This is a genomic window from Streptomyces sp. NPDC008086 (genome assembly GCF_042957325.1).
Lineage (GTDB): Bacteria > Actinomycetota > Actinomycetes > Streptomycetales > Streptomycetaceae > Streptomyces.
This window is the reverse complement of sequence record NZ_JBIBIA010000004.1, coordinates 238,697-255,850: the sequence shown is the minus strand read 5'-3', so window position 1 is coordinate 255,850 and position 17,154 is coordinate 238,697. Positions and strand designations below refer to the sequence as shown.

Genomic DNA, 17,154 nt, shown 5'->3' with positions numbered 1-17,154 from the left:
CAGGGCGTGACCGGCAGGGCCGGCGCTCGCGGTGGCTACGGCGCCAGGTGCCCCAGGTCGTTCCAGCTCTCGATCGCCGGTTCGCCGTACGCCCATCCCAGCACCGACAGCGACGTCGGGTTCAACCGGATCCGTGCCGCGAAGTCGAGCGGCAGCCCCAGCCAGCGCGCGCCTATGGAACGCAGGATGTGCCCGTGCGCGAAGACCAGCACGTCACGGTCGGCCTCGCGCGCCCATGCCACCACCTCGTCGGCCCGGGCCGTCACCTCGCACAGGCTCTCGCCCTCCGGTACGCCGTCGCGCCAGATGAGCCAGCCGGGACGCACGGCCTGGATCTCCGCGGGGGTCATGCCCTCGTAGGCGCCGTAGTCCCACTCCATGAGCGTGTCCCAGGTGCGCGCTCGTTCACCGAAGCCGGCCAGTTCGCACGTCTCACGCGCGCGTGACAGCGGGCTGGTGCGGATCTCGACCCCCGCGAGGCCGTCGTACGGCGGCCGGTGCAGGCGCTCCCCCAGCAGCTTCGCCCCCCGGCGGCCCTCCTCCAGGAGCGGCACATCGGTCCTGCCCGTGTGCTTGCCGGACAGCGACCAGGCCGTCTGTCCGTGCCGGGCCAGCAGGATGCGCGGTGCCATGAAGAGATGCCCTTCCGGGAGAAACGAGAGGCGGGACCCGTCCATCATCCCGCACGCTGTGTGAGGGCAACCCGGGGGGCGATCTCTGCGTCTTGAGGGCCGGGGCCGCCCGAAGGGGGCGCGTGCATACACCGTAAAGTGGTGCGACCGGTCAACCGGGCGCCGCGACATGAAGGGGGAGGCGATCGGATGCCACGCGCCGAGACAGCTGGCGTGGAGGCGACACCGCGGACCCGCCTGCGCTGGTGGACCGAGCTGCCGCTGATACTCCTGGTGTACGCCTGCTACTCGGCCGGCCGGCTCCTCGCCCGCGGTGACGTCAGCCACGCCGTCGACCACGGCCTGGCGATCCTGGGCATCGAGAAGGCCCTCCACCTCAACGCGGAGCACCCCCTCAACCGCCTCTTCACCCGCGAGCCCTGGCTCGGCGTGCCGGCCGACTTCTGGTACGCGTCGCTGCACTACCTGGTCACCCCGCTGCTCCTGGTCTGGATCTTCCGGTCCCGCAGCGCGCACTACCGCGCGGCCCGCACCTGGCTGATGACGTCGACCCTGATAGGTCTGATCGGCTTCACCCTGCTGCCCACCTGCCCGCCCCGGCTGCTCGCCGCGAGCCACGGCTTCGTGGACACGATGGCCCAGTACAGCTCGTACGGCTGGTGGGGCGGCGCGGCGAGCGCGCCGAAGGGCATGGGCGGCATGACGAACCAGTACGCGGCCATGCCGAGCCTGCACGTCGGCTGGGCGCTGTGGTGCGGGGTGATGCTGTGGCGGTACGGCGGGACGCGCCTGACGAAGGTGGCCGCCGTCGCCTACCCGCTGATCACCACGATCGTCGTGATGGGCACCGCCAACCACTACTTCCTCGACGCGGTCGCGGGCGCCGCCGTGATGGGCGTCGGGCTGCTGCTGACGCCGTACGTCCTGCGAGTCTCGGACCGGGTCCGGGCGCGGTTCGGGGCCGGGGCCGCCCCCGTCGCGACGGCCGGAACGGCCTCCGGCGGCATGGTCGCGAAGGGTACGCGCGAGAGCGTCACCGTGGCCTCGGACGACTCTTCTTCCTCGAATGTCAGTGGCGGATGCCAGACTTCAGCGGGTGAGCGAATTCCACGGCAGCGCGAGTCCCGGTTCGGATCCGGAGCCGAGCCGAGTGCCTCTCCCCAGGACGCGGGGGACGGCGCTCCGGCACCGGCTCGCTGAGCTGCGCGGTCCCGACGTACCGGCCAAGGCGCTCGACGCGCGCGCCCTGGCCGCCCTCGCCGCCAACCCCGGCTGCAAGCGCCGCGCGATCCTGGACGGCGCCGGGGTGGACAAGGCGGCCCTGGCGAGCGCACTGGGCTCGCCGTCGGCCTTCGGGCAGTCGCAGTTCGCCTTCACCCGCGGGAACGCGTTCGAGGCGAAGGTCAAGGCGGACGGCGGCGCGGAGCTGCTGCGCCTGGTCCACGAGAAGCTGGACCGCTCCGCCGAACCGCCCGCCGACGCGCGCGTGCCCGAGCTCACCGCGACCGGCCCCGAGGGCCGCACCGCCCGTACCGCACTCGCGCTGCGCGAGGCCACCGAGGCCCCCGGCGAGTGGACGCTGCTCGACCACCCCATGCTCGCGCTGGACGTCGCCGGCTCGCCCGCCTTCCTGGAGCCGGACGCGGTGGTCGTGCACCCGGACGGCAGCTGGACGGTCGTGGAGATCAAGTCCTTCCCGATGCTGGACGGTTCGGCGGACCCGGCGAAGGTCGGCGCGGCCGCACGGCAGTCGGCGGTGTACGTGCTGGCGCTGGAGCAGATCGCCGCCCGGCTGGATCCCGCCCCGCGCGTGCGTCACCGCGTCCTTCTGGTCTGCCCCAAGGACTTCTCCAACCTCCCCACCGCCTCCGCCGTCGACGTCCGCAAGCAGCGCGCGGTCACCGCCCGTCAGCTGGCCCGTCTCACCCGTATCGAGGACATCGCCGACACCCTCCCCGACGGCCTCTGCTTCTCCCCCGAGCTGCCCGCCGCCGACCTGACGACGGCCGTCGAGTCGGTTCCGGCGACGTACGCGCCCGAGTGCCTGTCCGCCTGTGAGCTGGCCTTCCACTGCCGCGCCCGCTCCCGCGCGTCGGGCGCGGTGACGTCGCTGGGCCGTTCGGTGCGGGCCGAGCTGGGTGACCTGACGACCGTCGAGGGCGTCCTGTCGGCGGCCCGCGGCGAGTCCGGCGACCCGGACGACCCGGCGGTGGCGGCCTTGCGCAGGGCGGCGCGACTGCGGGCGGAGGCCCTCGGCACCAAGGCGGTGGCCGCGTGTCGCTGATCTCCACCCTCGCCCGGCTGGAAGCCGTCAGCACGGGCCGCGCGCAGCCCGCCGCGACGGTCCGCCACCGGCGGCTGTCCGAGCGGCCGCTGGTCTTCGTGCCGCTCACCACCGCGGGTGAGGCCGGCGCCCCGCTCGGCGCGCTCGTCGGCACGGACCGTGACGCCCCGCACCTGCTGGTCGTACCGCAGCCGCGCGACCGCGACCTCCGATTCGCGTTCCTGTCCGAGCTGGCGGACGTCGTCCTGCCGTACATCGACGCCTACGCCGAGGACGTGGAGGCGGCCGAGCGCAATGAGACCGATCCGGAGACCGGCAAGCGGGTCAAGGTCGAGGTGGAACTGTGCGCGGACGCCCCGCAGTTGATCGTGCCGAGCCGCGCGGGCATCGACTTCGTACGCCTCCTGGGCCGCTCCATGCGCTTCAGGCGTACGGCGGAGCAGGACCCGGAGGCCCCCTACCCCGCGCCTCCGCGCGTGCCGCTGCTCGGCCGGTGGCTGACCCACTTCGCCGAGCGGGCCCGGGTGCCGGGCTCCTCGCTGCTGCTGGCCATGACGGACGTACTGGCCCGGCACTGGGCGACCGGCCAGTCCACGCTGGAGGACCAGCACCTCGGCGCGCTGCTGGCATGGATCGACCCTCCCCCCGGGGACCCCCAGTCCGGCGGGACGGGCGCCGAGGCGGCCCTGCGCGCGGAGCTCGCCCGGGACCGGGACGGCCAGTTGCTGTGCCCGCCCGCCGGTCCGGCCACCGACCCGGCGTTCGACAACAAGCTGCTGGCCCCCGCCATCGAGCGCTACGACCGTGCCCGCACCGCCCTAGCCGCCGCCGAGGACGGGCTGGCGGCCGACGACCGGCTCGGTGACCTGACCGCCGCCGAGCGGGAGATCCGCGCCCTGGTGGCGAGCCGGACCCGGCCCACCTGGGACGCGGTGTGGCGGGGCCTGGACCGGTTGCGGGAGCTGCCGGAGGCCTCGCGGGTCGAGGAGCGGTGGACCCGCGACCGCTGGTCCTTCACCGGGCACCGCGACCGTGTGATCGCCGGTGAGCCCCCGCAGCCGCGCCGCGACGACGCGGTCACCGCCGCGGGCAAGCTCGCCGCGCGCGAGCGCGAACAGGCCCGGCTGGAGGCGCAGGAGGCGCTCGACGACCCGCTGGTGATGGCGGGGCGACGGCTGTCCGGGGAGGCGTTCGCGGGCGAGGTCACCGATGTGGTGATGGCGTACAGCGAGGGCAAGCGGCCCGGTCCGCGCCCGCTGGTGACGGTTCGCACGGAGGACCGACCCCATCTGGGCGAGCGCGCGAAGGTGTTCCGGTCGCTGGGTGGGAAGCCTCAGTCGGCGGAGTTCGTCGGGTACGAGGGGGAGGCCGAGGACGACAGTGCGCTGATCGTGCTGCGGGTGCTGGACAAGATGGGCCGCGGCAAGGAGCCGGAGGAGGGGTCGGTGCCCGAGAAGGGCGATGTGCTGTGCTTCACGCTGTTCGAGCACGAGCAGCGGGGCGGGGCGAAGCTGCCCGACCCGGAGCAAACGCCGTGGACGCACGGCGGGCCGCCCGGGGAGCCGGAGTCCGAGGCCGCCGATCCGCTGACCGAGGAGGATGTGCTGTGACGACCGTGTTCGACCCCGGTACCGCGGCGACCGAGGCCACCGACGCGATCCTCCAGGACACGCTGCACGGGACCGCGCGCGGTGTCGTCGTCGACTCCCCGCCGGGTGCCGGCAAGTCCACGCTCGTGGTCCGCGCGGCCCTGGAACTCGCCGAGGCCGGGCGCCCGCTGATGGTCGTCGCGCAGACCAACGCCCAGGTCGACGACCTGGTGCTGAGGCTCGCCGAGAAGAACCCCGAGCTGCCGGTGGGCCGGCTGCACAGCAGCGACGCCGACCCGTACGACAAGGCGCTGGACGACCTGCCGAACGTTCGCAAGTCGGCGAAGGCCGGCGATCTGGGCGGGCTCTCGGTCGTCATCTCGACGGCGGCCAAGTGGGCGCACGTCAAGGTGGACGAGCCCTGGCGGCACGCGATCGTCGACGAGGCGTACCAGATGCGCTCGGACTCGCTGCTCGCGGTGGCGGGCCTGTTCGAGCGGGCGCTGTTCGTCGGCGACCCCGGCCAGCTGGACCCCTTCTCCATCGTCGGCAGCGAGCAGTGGGCGGGCCTGTCGTACGACCCGTCGGCCTCCGCAGTGACCACCCTTCTGGCCCACAACCCCGAACTGCCCCAGCACCGCCTGCCGGTCTCCTGGCGGCTGCCGGCCTCCGCCGCGCCGCTGGTCTCCGACGCCTTCTACCCGTACACCCCGTTCCGCAGCGGCACGGACCACGGTGACCGCGGCCTGTCCTTCGCGGTCCCGTCGGACGGCTCTGGCCCCGACCGGGTGATCGACGAGGCGGCCGAGTCGGGCTGGGGGCTGTTGGAGCTGCCCGCCCGGCACACCCCGCGCACGGACCCCGAGGCGGTGCGGGCGGTGGCGACGGTCGTACGCCGCCTGCTGGACCGGGGTGGTGCGGCGACGTCGGAGCGCTCGCCCGACGCCGCGCCCCTCACCGCCGACCGGATCGCGGTCGGCACGGCCCACCGGGACCAGGCGGCCTCGGTCCGGGCGGCGCTGAGCGAGCTGGGCGTGACCGACGTCACCGTCGACACCGCCAACCGTCTCCAAGGCCGCGAGTACGACGTGACCGTCGTCCTCCACCCCCTCTCCGGCCGCCCCGACGCCACCGCCTTCCACCTGGAGACAGGCCGCCTGTGCGTCCTCACCTCCCGCCACCGGCACGCCTGCATCGTGGTGTGCCGGGCGGGGGTGAGCGACCTGCTGGACGACTATCCGTCGACGGAGCCGGTGCAGTTGGGGACGCTGGTGAAGTTCCCGGACGGGTGGGAGGCGAACCACGCGGTTCTCGCCCGGCTGGCGGAGCACCGGGTGGGGTGGCGGCCCGGCTGATGCCCCACGGCACCCCCTTTGACCTGCGCTCGGCGCCCCCTTGCGCGGGCGCGGGACAATGGACGGTGGATCGGCCCGCAGATGTCCTCGGTGAGATGTCCTTGGTGGTCCACGAGATCCGAGATCGTCGACGTAGGAGAAGGAGAAGACATGGCGGAGCCCACGCCGCGTCGGAACGAACCGCGGCTACGCCCCGCGCCCCTGCTCTTCGAGCCCGCGCAGGTGGCAGCCGACCCGGAGCACTTCTTCGACCTGGAGTCGATCGACGACCCGCGGGCGCTGCTGACGCGGGCGACCGAGCTGACGCAGGCGTTCCGGGCGGCGACCGACCGTGCGGTGGAGTTCCAGGCCATCGCGGCGGCCCAGCTGGCGGACCCCCGGCGGTTCGACCGGCTGACGCCCGCCGACATCGCCGCGCGGGCCGAGTGGACCGAGGACTATGCCAAGAAGATGGTGGAGTTCGGCCGGGATCTGATGCGGGGGGTCGAGGGTCCCGGGCACGTCGACCCGGTGTGACCCGGCCGCCCGGCGTCCCGGCACAGTCGATGGCATATGCCAGGCGGGCAAGATACGCCCTGCCACCCCGCCCTGTCCCGATTTCCCGGAACTCTCGGGAACGGCCCGCTCACCGTCGGTAGATGTAGCTGCCATGAGCAGCTCACCCAACGCCCCCTTCTCGACCGCCTCCCTCACCGCGGACGGCGCCGCCTGGCTCGCCTCCGCAGAACCGTATCCGCGCAGCGCCCGGGCCTTCTGGGACGAGCGGCCCACGGCCCCCATGGTGCTGGCCTGCGGCTCCGTCTTCGACGTCGTGAGCGCACCCGCGGTCTTCGGGCGCCGGATGGTCGACCAACTGTGGGAGGAAGGACCCGGATCGGGGCCGGTGGCGATGTTCCGGGGACGGATGCTGCTGTTCGCCGCGCCCGGCACGGCCCACCGGCTGCCGTCGCTGCTGCGGTGGGAGGAGTTCGGCCGCGCGGGCGACGTCCCGGCGCTGCTGTGCCACGGCACCGGGGACGCCGTGACCGTCCCGGCCCGGTCCGCCACCGACGCCCCCTCCGGCGCCCGCTGGCTGGTCGCCCCGGACACGCGTAATCCCTGGTTACCGGGGCCGGAGGTGCTGCTCTGGGCGGCCGTGCGGGCGGCTCGGGCAGCCGTGCGGATATCGATTTTTCCCCACCCGGATCAGGATGCTAAGGTCTACGACGTCAGCAGGCGCCGCTAGCTCAGTTGGTTAGAGCAGCTGACTCTTAATCAGCGGGTCCGGGGTTCGAGTCCCTGGCGGCGCACAGACGGTGAAAGCTCCTCGCGACAGCGGGGAGCTTTCGCATTTGAGGTAGCTTTCCCGGCGGGTCCGGGGTTCGCGTCCCTGGCGGCGCACAGACGGTGGGGGTCCTCGCGGGTGCGGGGGCTTTCGCGTCTTGCGGCAGACTTCCCGGCCCTCACGGGTGAACGCCCCTCGCCTTCCTCCTCGTGGCGACTACGGGATTTTCGCGTTGGCCCCCCGGCGCACAAGCGGCCCGCGAGGCGTACCGCTGTCAGCCGGCGTACATCTGTCCGGTCACGCGACCCTTCGCCCGGCGCGCGCGCTACCTGATCGCCGCGATCCGCACGGTCCACGCCCCCGAGACCGTCCGCCCCTCCACGTCCACCCGCACACCCTCCTCCGGCACCGTGAAGCTCTCGCCGAGGCCGACCGGCGCGTCCGCGAGGGGTGGGTAGACGGACTCCTCCCAGCAGGCCTCGCTGTGCGGATGGGCGTCGATCACCTCGACCGGCCCGCCCCCGGACGCGGTCTCACTGCGCACCCGGTACACCAGCACCCCCGGCCGGCAGGCCTGCATGTCGTTGCCCACCGGGCCGCGCACCTCGAAGGCCAGGGCGCTCTCCGTACCGGTCGGGACGACGGCCAGCTTGATGCCGTTGCCCAGTCCGAAGCCCGGCACGCCACCGTACGCCCCGGACGTACCGTACTGTCCGAGCCCGCCCTGCATGCCGAACGCGTCGGGGGCCCCGGGCGAGCCGCCCGACCCGAACGCGCCGGGCGACCCGGCCGCACCCGTGCGCACCGGAATCCCCGGCGCCGCGGACAGCGGCTCCAGCGTCAGCCGTACGGGTCCGCCGCCCCGCCCCTGCACGCACACCACCTGCCGCGGGTCCAGCCATCCCAGCTTCCACTTGTGCCAGCCGAAGAGATCCGGTGCCATGCCGAACTGGCTGCCCATCAGGTCCCAGTCGCCGACATAGGTGTCCCAGTCGCCCTTGCCGTCGACCGGGCGGTGATAAAGGTCCGGCAGGTCGAAGACATGCCCGGTCTCGTGGGCCAGGACCAGCCGGTCCGGCGGATGGTTCTCGAAGACCGTGACCACGCGCCGGATGTCGGTGCCGTCGGCCCGCAGCGGGGCGTCCAGGTTGACGACCTTCGTGGCGTCCGAGTCGACGCCGGGCGCGTCCGGGTCGGCGACGAAGTAGACGATGTCGTAGCGGGAGAAGTCGACCTCACGGTCCGCCGCGGCGAGCGCGTCCCGCAGATAGGCGGCCCGGTCGTCGACCCGCCAGTCACGCTGTATGGCGTACGCGGTGGACGGCTTCGGCATCCGGATCCAGTGCCGGAGAGGATGCGGGCGCAGGGTGAATCTGCCGTAGGAGGCGCGTTCGAAGAATCGGGTGGTGGCCGGGAAGTGGTCGGCCGTCAGTTCGGCGGGTGTCGTCTGGGGAGCCGCGTCCGGGAACGACAGGAACACCATGACGGCGTCGAGTTCCCGGGTCGGGCGCGGGTAGGCGGCGTTCCACGTGTCGAGGCCCTCGGAGTGGTGGGCCGCGGTCCGTTTGAGGGCGCAGGGCGCCGTGTCGAAGGGTTCGGCGACCGAGGGTCCGGCGACCAGGGAGGTCGCCGCGAGCGCCGACATCGTGGTGAACACGGCCGCGGTACTGCGCAGTCGGTGCCGGTCCCGCAGCAGGCCCGTCCCACGGAGCAGGGGGAGCTGACGCGGCACGGGGACCTCCGGAGCGGTTCGCGGGACACCGCATCCACCCTGTGTCGGATTGTCGTACTACGTCCTGTTCAGCTGCACCAGACGGGTGAGAGCACCGAGGGGCCGCCAGAACCGACACCCCCGAATCGCTCACGGAACGTCACAACTGGTCGGGGGTTCGAAGAAGCTGTCCAGGTGCGGGCAGAAACGATCTGTCAGAAGAGCGCGTCACGCGGGAAGACTGGACAGTAGGTGGAAGGCCTCCGGGCCAGCCTCTATGATCGGCACACTTTCCTGACACTTTCCTGCACGGACACGGCCCGGCGGCCGCAGGGGGCACCCCCGTCCAACCGGCCGGCCATTCCGATGAGACCCATCCGAAGATCGAGTGCACTGCGGGAGCGAGCGGTGAGCGGAACGTCCGAAGGGCCGACGCCCACGGCAGGCCTCATCGGGGCAGCCGTCACAGAGAGTAACACCCAGCCATCCCTAGGTACCGGAGCGCCGCCCCGTGTCGCCGCCGGGCTGCCATCCCCTTCCTGGCCCTACTCCTCGGCGTTCTCCGCCGCGCCGCTCGCGATGGCCGTGGTCGACCGCGACGGCCTGGTGACCGACGCCAACGCCTCCTTCGCCGACCTGCTGGGCACGGCCCCCGGCGAGCTGACCGGATCCCTCGCCGCGGATCTGGTGGACCTCGCCTCCGACGCCCGCGCCTGGCACGCGTATCGCGAGGTGCTGCGCGGCCGTCAGGCCCAACTGCGCTGCACACGGCGCCTGAAACACCGGGACGGACACTCCCTGTGGGTGCAGGTCACGGTCGCGCCGCTGCCCGGCAAGGAGCCGTGCGGTGTCCTGTTCTCCGTCGCCGACATCAGCGACCACCGTGAACTCCAGGCCCGGCTGCGGCACTTGGAGATGCACGATCCGGTGACCCGGCTGCCCAACCGCACCCTGTTCTTCGAGCGTCTGTCGGCCGCGCTGGAGGTGGAGTCGTACGACGAGAGCGGCACCACCGGGCGAATCGGCCTGTGCTACCTGGACCTTGACGGCTTCATGGCCATCAACGACACCCTCGGCCACCGCGTCGGCGACAAGCTGCTGACCGCCGTGGCCGAACGGCTCACGCACTGCGCCGAGGAGGCCGGCCAGACCCGGTCGATCCCGCCGCTGGTGGCCCGGCTCGGCGGGGACGAGTTCGCCCTGCTCGTCGAGGACTCCACGGGCACCGAGCAACTCGCCGACCTCGCCGAGTCGGTGCTCGCCGCGCTGCGGGCACCCTTCGACCTGGGCGGCCGGCGTCTTTCGGTGTCGGCCTCGATCGGCGTCGTGGAACGCCAGGCCGCCGGCACCACTCCCTCCGCCCTGATGGCGGCCGCCGACACCACGCTGTACTGGGCGAAGGCCGACGGCAAGGACCGCTGGACGCTGTTCGACCCCGAGCGCAACGCCCACCTCATGACCCGCCAGGCCCTCGCCTCCACGCTCCGCCCCGCCATCGAGCGCGGTGAGTTCGCGCTGGAGTACCAGCCGCTGGTCAGCATGGAGGACGGACGGCTGCGCGGGGTCGAGGCGCTTGTCCGCTGGAATCATCCTCAGTTCGGCATACTGGCGCCGAATCGGTTCATCGGACTGGCCGAGGAGGACGGTTCGATCGTGCCGCTCGGCCGCTGGATCCTGGCGACCGCCTGCCGGCAGGCCCAGGCCTGGCAGCTGGCCCACCCCGACGAGCCGCCGATCTTCGTCAGCGTGAACGTCGCCGTCCGCCAGGTCTGGGACTCCGACCTGGTGGCCGACGTGGCCCGGATCCTCGACGAGACCGGACTCGCCCCGCATCTGCTCCAGTTGGAGCTGACCGAGTCCGCGGTGATGGGCTCGGCGGGCCGGCCGATCCAGGACCTCCAGGCGCTCAGCGACATGGGCGTACGCATCGCGATCGACGACTTCGGCACGGGCTATTCGAACCTCGCGTATCTGAGCCGGCTGCCGGTGTCGGTCCTGAAGCTGGACGGTTCCTTCGTACGGGGCTTCCAGTACGAGAGCGAGAACAACGCCGCCGCGCCGCCGAACCCGGCCGACGAGGTCGTGGTCGAGGCGATGATCGATCTGGCCCACCGGCTGGGGCTGACGGTCACCGCGGAGTGCGTGGAGACGCTGGCGCAGGCCTCGCGGCTACGGCGGATCGGGTGCGACACCGGGCAGGGGTGGCTGTATTCGCGGCCGGTGTCGCCGGATCGCATCTCCGAGTTGTTGGGGGTGCGGGTCTGACGCGCCCTTCTCTTTGGGCGGTCAGGTGGTCGGCAAGTCGTAGGCGTCCGCTATGAGTTCGTACGAACGTAGGCGTATGTCCATGCCGGGGGCGTTGCTCGTGATCATCAGCTCGTCGGCGCCGGTGCGCTTGTGGAGGTCGTCGAGGCCGGTGCGGACCTCGTCGGGGGTGCCGTGGATGACGTTGGCGTTCCAGGAGTCGGCGAACTCGCGCTCCAGCGGGGTGAACTCGTAGGCCTCGGCTTCCTCGGGGCTGGGGATCAGGCCGGGGCGGCCGGTGCGCAGGCGGATCATGCTGAGGGCGGCGGCCTTCACCTGGCGGTGGGCTTCCTTCTCGTCGTCGGTGGCCAGGGCCGATACGCCGATGAGGGCGTAGGGGCGGTCCAGGACGGCCGAGGGCTGGAAGGACTCGCGGTACAGCTCCAGGGCCGGGATGGTGTTGCGGGCCGAGAAGTGGTGCGCGAAGGCGAAGGGCAGGCCGAGGGTCGCGGCGAGGCGGGCGCTGAAGCCGGAGGAGCCGAGCAGCCAGATCGGTGGGCGGTGCGGGGACTGGACGCCGCCGGGGGACGTCGACTGGACGGGGCCGGGGACCGCGTGGATACGGCGGTAGGGGTGGCCGTCGGGAAAGTCGTCGTCGAGGAAGCGGGTGAGTTCGGCGAGCTGTTCGGGGAAGTCGTCGGCGCCTTCGTTGAGGTGGTCGGTGCGGCGGAGGGCGGCCGCCGTGGCGCCGTCCGTGCCGGGGGCTCGGCCGAGGCCGAGGTCGATGCGGCCGGGGGCCATGGCTTCCAGGGTGCCGAACTGTTCCGCGATGACGAGGGGCGCGTGGTTGGGGAGCATCACGCCGCCTGAGCCGAGGCGGATGCGGGTGGTGTGGGCGGCTATGTGGGCGAGGATCACCGCGGGGGACGAGGAGGCTACGCCAGGCATGGAGTGGTGTTCGGCTACCCAGTAGCGGTGGAAGCCTCGGGATTCGGCGAGGCGGGAGAGCTGGACGCTGGTGTGGAGGGCGTCGGTGGCGGTGTGGCCCTGGCTGACCGTTACCAGATCCAGTACGGAGAGGGGGGCCGGGGCGGTGCCCTGTGGGGTGGCCCGGATCTCTGTCGCCGGCACTTGTGCCTCCTGCTGTTTGCCGTGTGGTGTGCGTTCGGCGTTAACAGGAGGGGGGCTCCGGTTTATTCCCTCGCCCCCGCAGCCCCTACCCGTCCCATCCCCAGGGGCTTCGCCCTTCCACCCCTGGGGCTGCCGCCCCAGGCCCCAGACCCCGCGGTCGGCCCTTCGGACCTCGTCCTCGAACGCCGGACGGGCTGGGGGCGTCTGGGCTATGCCTGGACGATTGGCTCTCGGGTGAACAGGGAGCCCAGTTCGGGGGCGTTCACGCGGCGGTCCGTCAGCCTCAGGGCTTCCCAGACGGTGACCTGGTTGGCGGTGAGGACGGGCTTGGAGAGGAGGTGTTCCAGGGCGGGGAGGTGGGAGGCGGTATGGAGGGCCGTGTCGGGGAGGAGGATCGCCTCGGCGTCGGGATGGTCGGCCTCCCGGGCGAGGGCGAAGAGTTCCTTTTCGCCCCAGGTGCCTACCTCCATCGCCGTGATGATGCCGGAGCCGCGGACCGAGACCACCTCCGTGCCGGACGCGCGGAGGAAGTCCGCGAAGAGGCCGGCCACGTCGTCGGGGTACGTCGCGCCGACCGCCACCCGCCGCACCCCGAGTTCCTGGACCGCGTGCGCGAAGGCGAAGGACGTCGAGGACGCCGGCATGCCCGCCGTGACGGCGAGGGTGCGGACCTGCTCGTGGGCGCCCTCCCAGCCGTAGACGAAGCTGCCGCTGGTGCAGGCCCACACGACCGCCTCGGCGCCGGTCAGCCGTAGCGCCTCCACGCCCGCCGCGAGCCGCTCCGCCGAACCCATCCGCAGCAGTGCGTCCACCCGGTGCGCGTCCTCGCCGATGTCGGTGTGCACCAGGTCGAGCCGGATGTCGCTGGCGAGGAGTTGTTCGATGCGCGGGTAGTCGTCCTCGGCGGAGTGGCCCGGGTAGAGGAATCCGAGTGCGGTCATGTCAGCCCTTCTGCTGCTCGCCGGTCGCCTGTTCGCTTGCTCACTGCTTGCTCTCTGCTCGGCTTGGCCTGTGTTCTCCTACTGCTGTTCCTGTTCAGGTACATCCGGAACCTCAGGAAGTGCCGTACCGCCACGCGCCGCCGGGTCGATCCGTGCCGCCGGATCGATCAGCGCCTGGTACGGCCCCACCGCGCGAGTACCCAGCCGGCGCAGCGCAGCCCACATGGTCACCTGGTTGGCCGAGAGAACCGGTATGCGCAGTTCCGCCTCCAGCTGGGGGATCACGTCGTAGGTGGGCAGGTTGGTGCAGCTGATGAAGAGGGCGTCGGCGGCACCGCGTACGGCCTGGCGGGCCATGTCGGCCACATCGCGGTACGGCACCTTCCAGATGTGCCGGGTCAGGCCCATGAAGGCACACCCCGTGACCAGGGTCCCGGCCTCCGCGACGTACTCCTCCAGCGCCCTCGTCACCGACACGGTGTACGGGGTGACCAGGGCCACCCGTCGTACGCCGAGCTCGGTCAGCGCCTCCAGCAGCGCCCCGGACGTGGTGACCGACGGCACCGCGCCCGCCCTGGTCATCGCCTCGCACATCGCCCGCTCGCCCGCGATGCCGCCGACGAAACTGCCGGAGGTACAGGCGTAGGCGACCACCTCGGGGGCGATGGCGGTCAGGGTGCGGACGCCGTCGCTCAGCGTCTCGTGCTCGCTGACGATGCGGGCCAGGTCGAGGCTGACCTCGACCGGCACGTAGGGCGTTCGGGTCAGGTGCAGCGAGACCTCGTCCGGCACCCAGCGCCAGAGCTCCCGGTCCAACGCGAAGTCGAAGGGGGCGACGACTCCGACCCCACGCTGGGGTCGAGGTCCGCCGAGGAAGGAGATGTCCAGGCTGCCCATGGCAGGCACCGCCCTCACTACGAGATACGGGTGAGCAACGGACCGTACGTACGCCCGTGTTGACGAAGGTAGGTTCGGGTGCGAGCGTGGTCAAACCCCGCATGTCAGACGGCCATCCCTTTCAGTAGAACGCCGGAGTACGGCCCCGTACACCCCCCGGCCGCCCCCCACCCCCGCGACCCCGGAGAGACGCCCCCGCATGACCGCACCCATCCCCGGTCCGCCGCCCGCCTCCGACGCCCCGCCCACGCTTCTCGTCCTGGACGCCGATCCCCTCCCCCGCCTCGGCCGCCTCACCGGTCGCGCCCGCGTCGAGCACGCGAGCGAGGCCACCCTGGCCGAGCGGCTGCCGTCCGCCGATGTGCTGCTGGTCTGGGACTTCGCCTCGCACGCCGTACGGCACGCCTGGCCCGGCGCGGGTCCGCGGCCGCGCTGGGTACACACGGCGAGTGCGGGCGTGGACCATCTGATGTGTCCGGAACTCACCGAGTCGGACACGGTGGTCACCAACGCCCGCGGGATCTTCGACCAGCCGATCGCCGAGTACGTCGCCGCGCTGGTGCTGGCGATGGCGAAGGACCTGCCGAGGACGCTGGAGCTCCAGGGTGCCCGGGAGTGGCGGCACCGCGAGGGGCAGCGGGTCGGCGGCACGCGCGCGTGTGTGGTGGGCTCCGGGCCCATCGGGCGGGCGATCGTCCGCACGTTGAAGGCGCTGGACGTCACGACCGCCCTGGTGGGCCGGGCCGCGCGGACCGGCATCCACGGTCCCGAGGACCTCGACCGGCTGATCGCCCGCGCCGACTGGGTGATCGCCGCCGCGCCGCTCACCGAGCAGACGTACGGCATGTTCGACGCCCGCCGCTTCGGGGTGATGCAGCCGTCCGCCCGGTTCGTCAACGTCGGTCGCGGGCAGCTGGTCGTCGAGGACGCGCTGGCGGAGGCCCTGGGCAAGCGGTGGATCGCGGGGGCGGCGCTCGACGTCTTCGAGCACGAGCCGCTGACGCCGGACAGTCCGCTGTGGGACGTCCCGAACCTGATCGTCTCGCCGCACATGAGCGGGGACACGATCGGCTGGCGGGATGAACTCGGCCGTCAGTTCGTGGAGTTGTACGAGCGATGGGTGGCGGGCAGGCCACTGCTGAACGTGGTCGACAAGCAGCGCGGGTACGTACCCGGACGTTGATGTCCACAGCTGGAGGGCGACGCATGACGGACCTGACGGAACTGACCGAACTAACCGCCGTACAACTCCTCGACGGCTACCGGGAAGGGGAGTTCAGTCCCGTCGACGCCACCCGCGCCGCCCTGGAGCGGGCCGAGCAGATCCAGCCGGAGGTCAACGCCTTCGTCCGGCTGACCGCCGACGCGGCTCTCGCGCAGGCCGAGCAGTCGGCCGAGCGCTGGCGGCGCGGTGAACCGGCCGGGCTGCTCGACGGGGTTCCGGTCACCGTGAAGGACATCCTGCTGATGCGGGGCGGTCCGACGCGGAAGGGGTCGATGACCGTTCCGGAACAGGGCCGTTGGGACGAGGACGCGCCGTCCGTGGCCCGGCTGCGCGCGCACGGCGCCGTGTTCCTCGGCAAGACGACGACGCCCGAATTCGGCTGGAAGGGCGTCACGGACTCGCCCCTGGCCGGTGTCACCCGCAACCCGTACGACCCGACCCGCACCGCGGGCGGCTCAAGCGGCGGCGCGGGGGCGGCGGTGGCGCTCGGCGCGGGGCCGCTGGCGCTCGGCACGGACGGCGGCGGGAGCGTGCGGATCCCCGCTGCCTTCTGCGGGATCTTCGGCCTGAAACCGACGTACGGCCGGGTCCCGCTGTACCCCGCGAGCGCCTTCGGCACACTGGCGCACGTCGGCCCGATGACCCGTGACGCGGCCGACGCGGCCCTGCTCCTGGACGTCATCGGCACGCCCGACTCCCGCGACTGGTCGGCGCTCCCGCCCGCGCCGGGCTCGTTCGTGGCGGGTCTGGCCGGCGGGGTGCGCGGTCTGCGCGTCGCCTACTCGCCCTCCTTCGGCGGCCAGGTGGCGGTGCGTCCGGCGGTCGCGGCTGCGGTGCGGCGGGCGGTGGAGCGGCTGGCGGGGCTGGGGGCGTACGTCGAGGAGACCGACCCGGACTTCACGGACCCGGTGGACGCCTTCCACGCCCTGTGGTTCACGGGGGCGGCCCGGGTCACCCAGCATCTCGGGCCGCACCAACGGGAGTTGCTCGACCCGGGGCTCAGGGAGATCTGCGGGGTCGGCGCCCGGCTCACCGCGCTCGACTATCTGGCCGCGGTGGACGTGCGTATGGAACTCGGCCGCCGTATGGGCCGCTTCCACGACACGTACGACCTCCTGGTCACCCCGACCCTCCCGCTCACGGCCTTCGAGGCGGGCGCCGAGGTGCCGAAGGGCTCGGGGCACCGCCGGTGGACCGGCTGGACGCCGTTCACCTATCCCTTCAACCTGACGCAGCAGCCGGCGGCCACCGTCCCCGTCGGCACCGACGGGGACGGCCTGCCGATCGGCCTGCAGTTCGTGGCCGCCCGGCACCGGGACGATCTCGTCCTGCGGGCGGCGCACACGCTCTACGAGGCCGGCGCGGCCGGGCTCACGCCCGCCGGAAGCTGAGGGACTCCCCCAGCGCCCCGGACCGCCACAGGTCGTTGCAGCCCTGGGCCATCTCCTCCAGGCCCTCCACGACCTGGCCCCAGACGATGCCGGGCACCCAGCCCACGTCGCCGTTCATGAGCAGGTTGTTGCGCTCGTAGAACAGGGCCAGGTCGACCACCGTCGTACCCGGGCGGACCTCACGGTCGTAGCCGTAGGACTTCGTGCCCAGTTCCGTGCCCGCGAAGGCGAAATAGCACAGATCGCCAGGGATGGGGGTGACCGTCGGGTTTTCCAGGGGCGGCTCCGTTTCCGCGAAGGGCGGGAAGAGGGCGTAGATCTCGTTGCGGGCGTATTTCGCGTGGTAGACGTCGCCGGTCAGGGGCAGGGCATCCCAGACGGCCGCGCAGGTGAGCGGGGCGCGGTCGTCCAGGAGTTTGGCCGTGCAGCGGATGCCCCGCTTGACCAGCGACACCTCGATGAACCGTTCAGTCATGCATTCCACTGTGCA

15 protein-coding genes and 1 tRNA gene are annotated in these 17,154 nt (G+C 72.3%); 10 read left to right on the top strand and 6 right to left on the bottom strand.

Going from position 1 to position 17,154, the window contains the following annotated elements; all coding sequences use genetic code 11:
• Positions 1-35: 35 nt before the first annotated feature.
• Positions 36-632: a histidine phosphatase family protein gene (locus ACFZBP_RS15390; RefSeq protein WP_391413385.1), complete on the bottom strand. Its 597-nt coding sequence runs from the start codon at positions 630-632 to the stop codon at positions 36-38.
• Positions 633-821: 189 nt separating this feature from the next.
• Between ACFZBP_RS15390 and ACFZBP_RS15385 the strand changes: the two genes are divergently transcribed.
• The 7 genes from ACFZBP_RS15385 to ACFZBP_RS15355 all read left to right on the top strand — a co-directional run bounded on the left by ACFZBP_RS15385 (position 822) and on the right by ACFZBP_RS15355 (position 7,149).
• A complete protein-coding gene (locus ACFZBP_RS15385; RefSeq protein WP_391413383.1) occupies positions 822-1,832 on the top strand; it encodes a phosphatase PAP2 family protein in 1,011 nt (336 codons plus the stop codon).
• A complete protein-coding gene (locus tag ACFZBP_RS15380) occupies positions 1,783-2,916 on the top strand; it encodes a hypothetical protein (RefSeq protein WP_391413381.1) in 1,134 nt (377 codons plus the stop codon). The genes ACFZBP_RS15385 and ACFZBP_RS15380 overlap by 50 nt, the downstream gene beginning before the upstream one ends.
• Complete coding sequence (locus tag ACFZBP_RS15375; RefSeq protein WP_391413378.1) at positions 2,907-4,526, top strand: hypothetical protein; 1,620 nt, start codon at positions 2,907-2,909, stop codon at positions 4,524-4,526. Before ACFZBP_RS15380 ends, ACFZBP_RS15375 begins: the two co-directional genes overlap by 10 nt.
• On the top strand, positions 4,523-5,860 hold the full coding sequence (locus ACFZBP_RS15370; RefSeq protein WP_391413375.1) for an AAA domain-containing protein: 1,338 nt from the start codon (positions 4,523-4,525) through the stop codon (positions 5,858-5,860). Before ACFZBP_RS15375 ends, ACFZBP_RS15370 begins: the two co-directional genes overlap by 4 nt.
• 150 nt (positions 5,861-6,010) lie before the next feature.
• Positions 6,011-6,376, top strand: coding sequence for a hypothetical protein (locus ACFZBP_RS15365; protein WP_062720849.1), 366 nt, complete (start codon positions 6,011-6,013; stop codon positions 6,374-6,376).
• 133 nt (positions 6,377-6,509) lie between these two features.
• Positions 6,510-7,085: a bifunctional DNA primase/polymerase gene (locus ACFZBP_RS15360; RefSeq protein ID WP_383454660.1), complete on the top strand. Its 576-nt coding sequence runs from the start codon at positions 6,510-6,512 to the stop codon at positions 7,083-7,085.
• A tRNA-Lys gene (locus tag ACFZBP_RS15355) sits at positions 7,076-7,149 on the top strand. Before ACFZBP_RS15360 ends, ACFZBP_RS15355 begins: the two co-directional genes overlap by 10 nt.
• Positions 7,150-7,449: 300 nt before the next feature.
• Here the strand turns inward: ACFZBP_RS15355 and ACFZBP_RS15350 are convergent.
• A complete protein-coding gene (locus ACFZBP_RS15350; RefSeq protein WP_383454662.1) occupies positions 7,450-8,856 on the bottom strand; it encodes a M6 family metalloprotease domain-containing protein in 1,407 nt (468 codons plus the stop codon).
• Positions 8,857-9,201: 345 nt separating this feature from the next.
• Here ACFZBP_RS15350 and ACFZBP_RS15345 point away from each other — a divergent pair, with 345 nt between their 5' ends.
• On the top strand, positions 9,202-11,100 hold the full coding sequence (locus ACFZBP_RS15345; protein WP_391413372.1) for an EAL domain-containing protein: 1,899 nt from the start codon (positions 9,202-9,204) through the stop codon (positions 11,098-11,100).
• A gap of 21 nt (positions 11,101-11,121) precedes the next feature.
• Here ACFZBP_RS15345 and ACFZBP_RS15340 read toward each other — a convergent pair whose 3' ends face one another.
• The 3 genes from ACFZBP_RS15340 to ACFZBP_RS15330 form a co-directional block, all read right to left on the bottom strand.
• Entirely contained in the window at positions 11,122-12,210 is a 1,089-nt protein-coding gene (locus ACFZBP_RS15340; RefSeq protein ID WP_391413369.1) for an MsnO8 family LLM class oxidoreductase, read from the bottom strand.
• 209 nt (positions 12,211-12,419) lie between these two features.
• Positions 12,420-13,151 (bottom strand): decarboxylase, encoded by a 732-nt coding sequence (locus ACFZBP_RS15335; protein WP_383454670.1) that lies wholly within the window; start codon positions 13,149-13,151, stop codon positions 12,420-12,422.
• 78 nt (positions 13,152-13,229) lie between these two features.
• Entirely contained in the window at positions 13,230-14,039 is an 810-nt protein-coding gene (locus ACFZBP_RS15330) for an aspartate/glutamate racemase family protein (RefSeq protein ID WP_062721066.1), read from the bottom strand.
• Between the two features lie 208 nt (positions 14,040-14,247).
• Between ACFZBP_RS15330 and ACFZBP_RS15325 the strand changes: the two genes are divergently transcribed.
• Together ACFZBP_RS15325 and ACFZBP_RS15320 are read left to right on the top strand one after the other, a co-directional pair.
• A complete protein-coding gene (locus ACFZBP_RS15325) occupies positions 14,248-15,231 on the top strand; it encodes a D-2-hydroxyacid dehydrogenase (RefSeq protein WP_383454673.1) in 984 nt (327 codons plus the stop codon).
• Between the two features lie 32 nt (positions 15,232-15,263).
• Entirely contained in the window at positions 15,264-16,664 is a 1,401-nt protein-coding gene (locus ACFZBP_RS15320; protein WP_391414099.1) for an amidase, read from the top strand.
• Here the strand turns inward: ACFZBP_RS15320 and ACFZBP_RS15315 are convergent.
• The gene (locus ACFZBP_RS15315) at positions 16,645-17,139 is read right to left on the bottom strand and encodes a DUF3830 family protein (RefSeq protein WP_383454676.1); all 495 of its coding nucleotides are present in this window, start codon (positions 17,137-17,139) and stop codon (positions 16,645-16,647) included. The genes ACFZBP_RS15320 and ACFZBP_RS15315 overlap by 20 nt on opposite strands.
• Positions 17,140-17,154 lie beyond the last annotated feature (15 nt).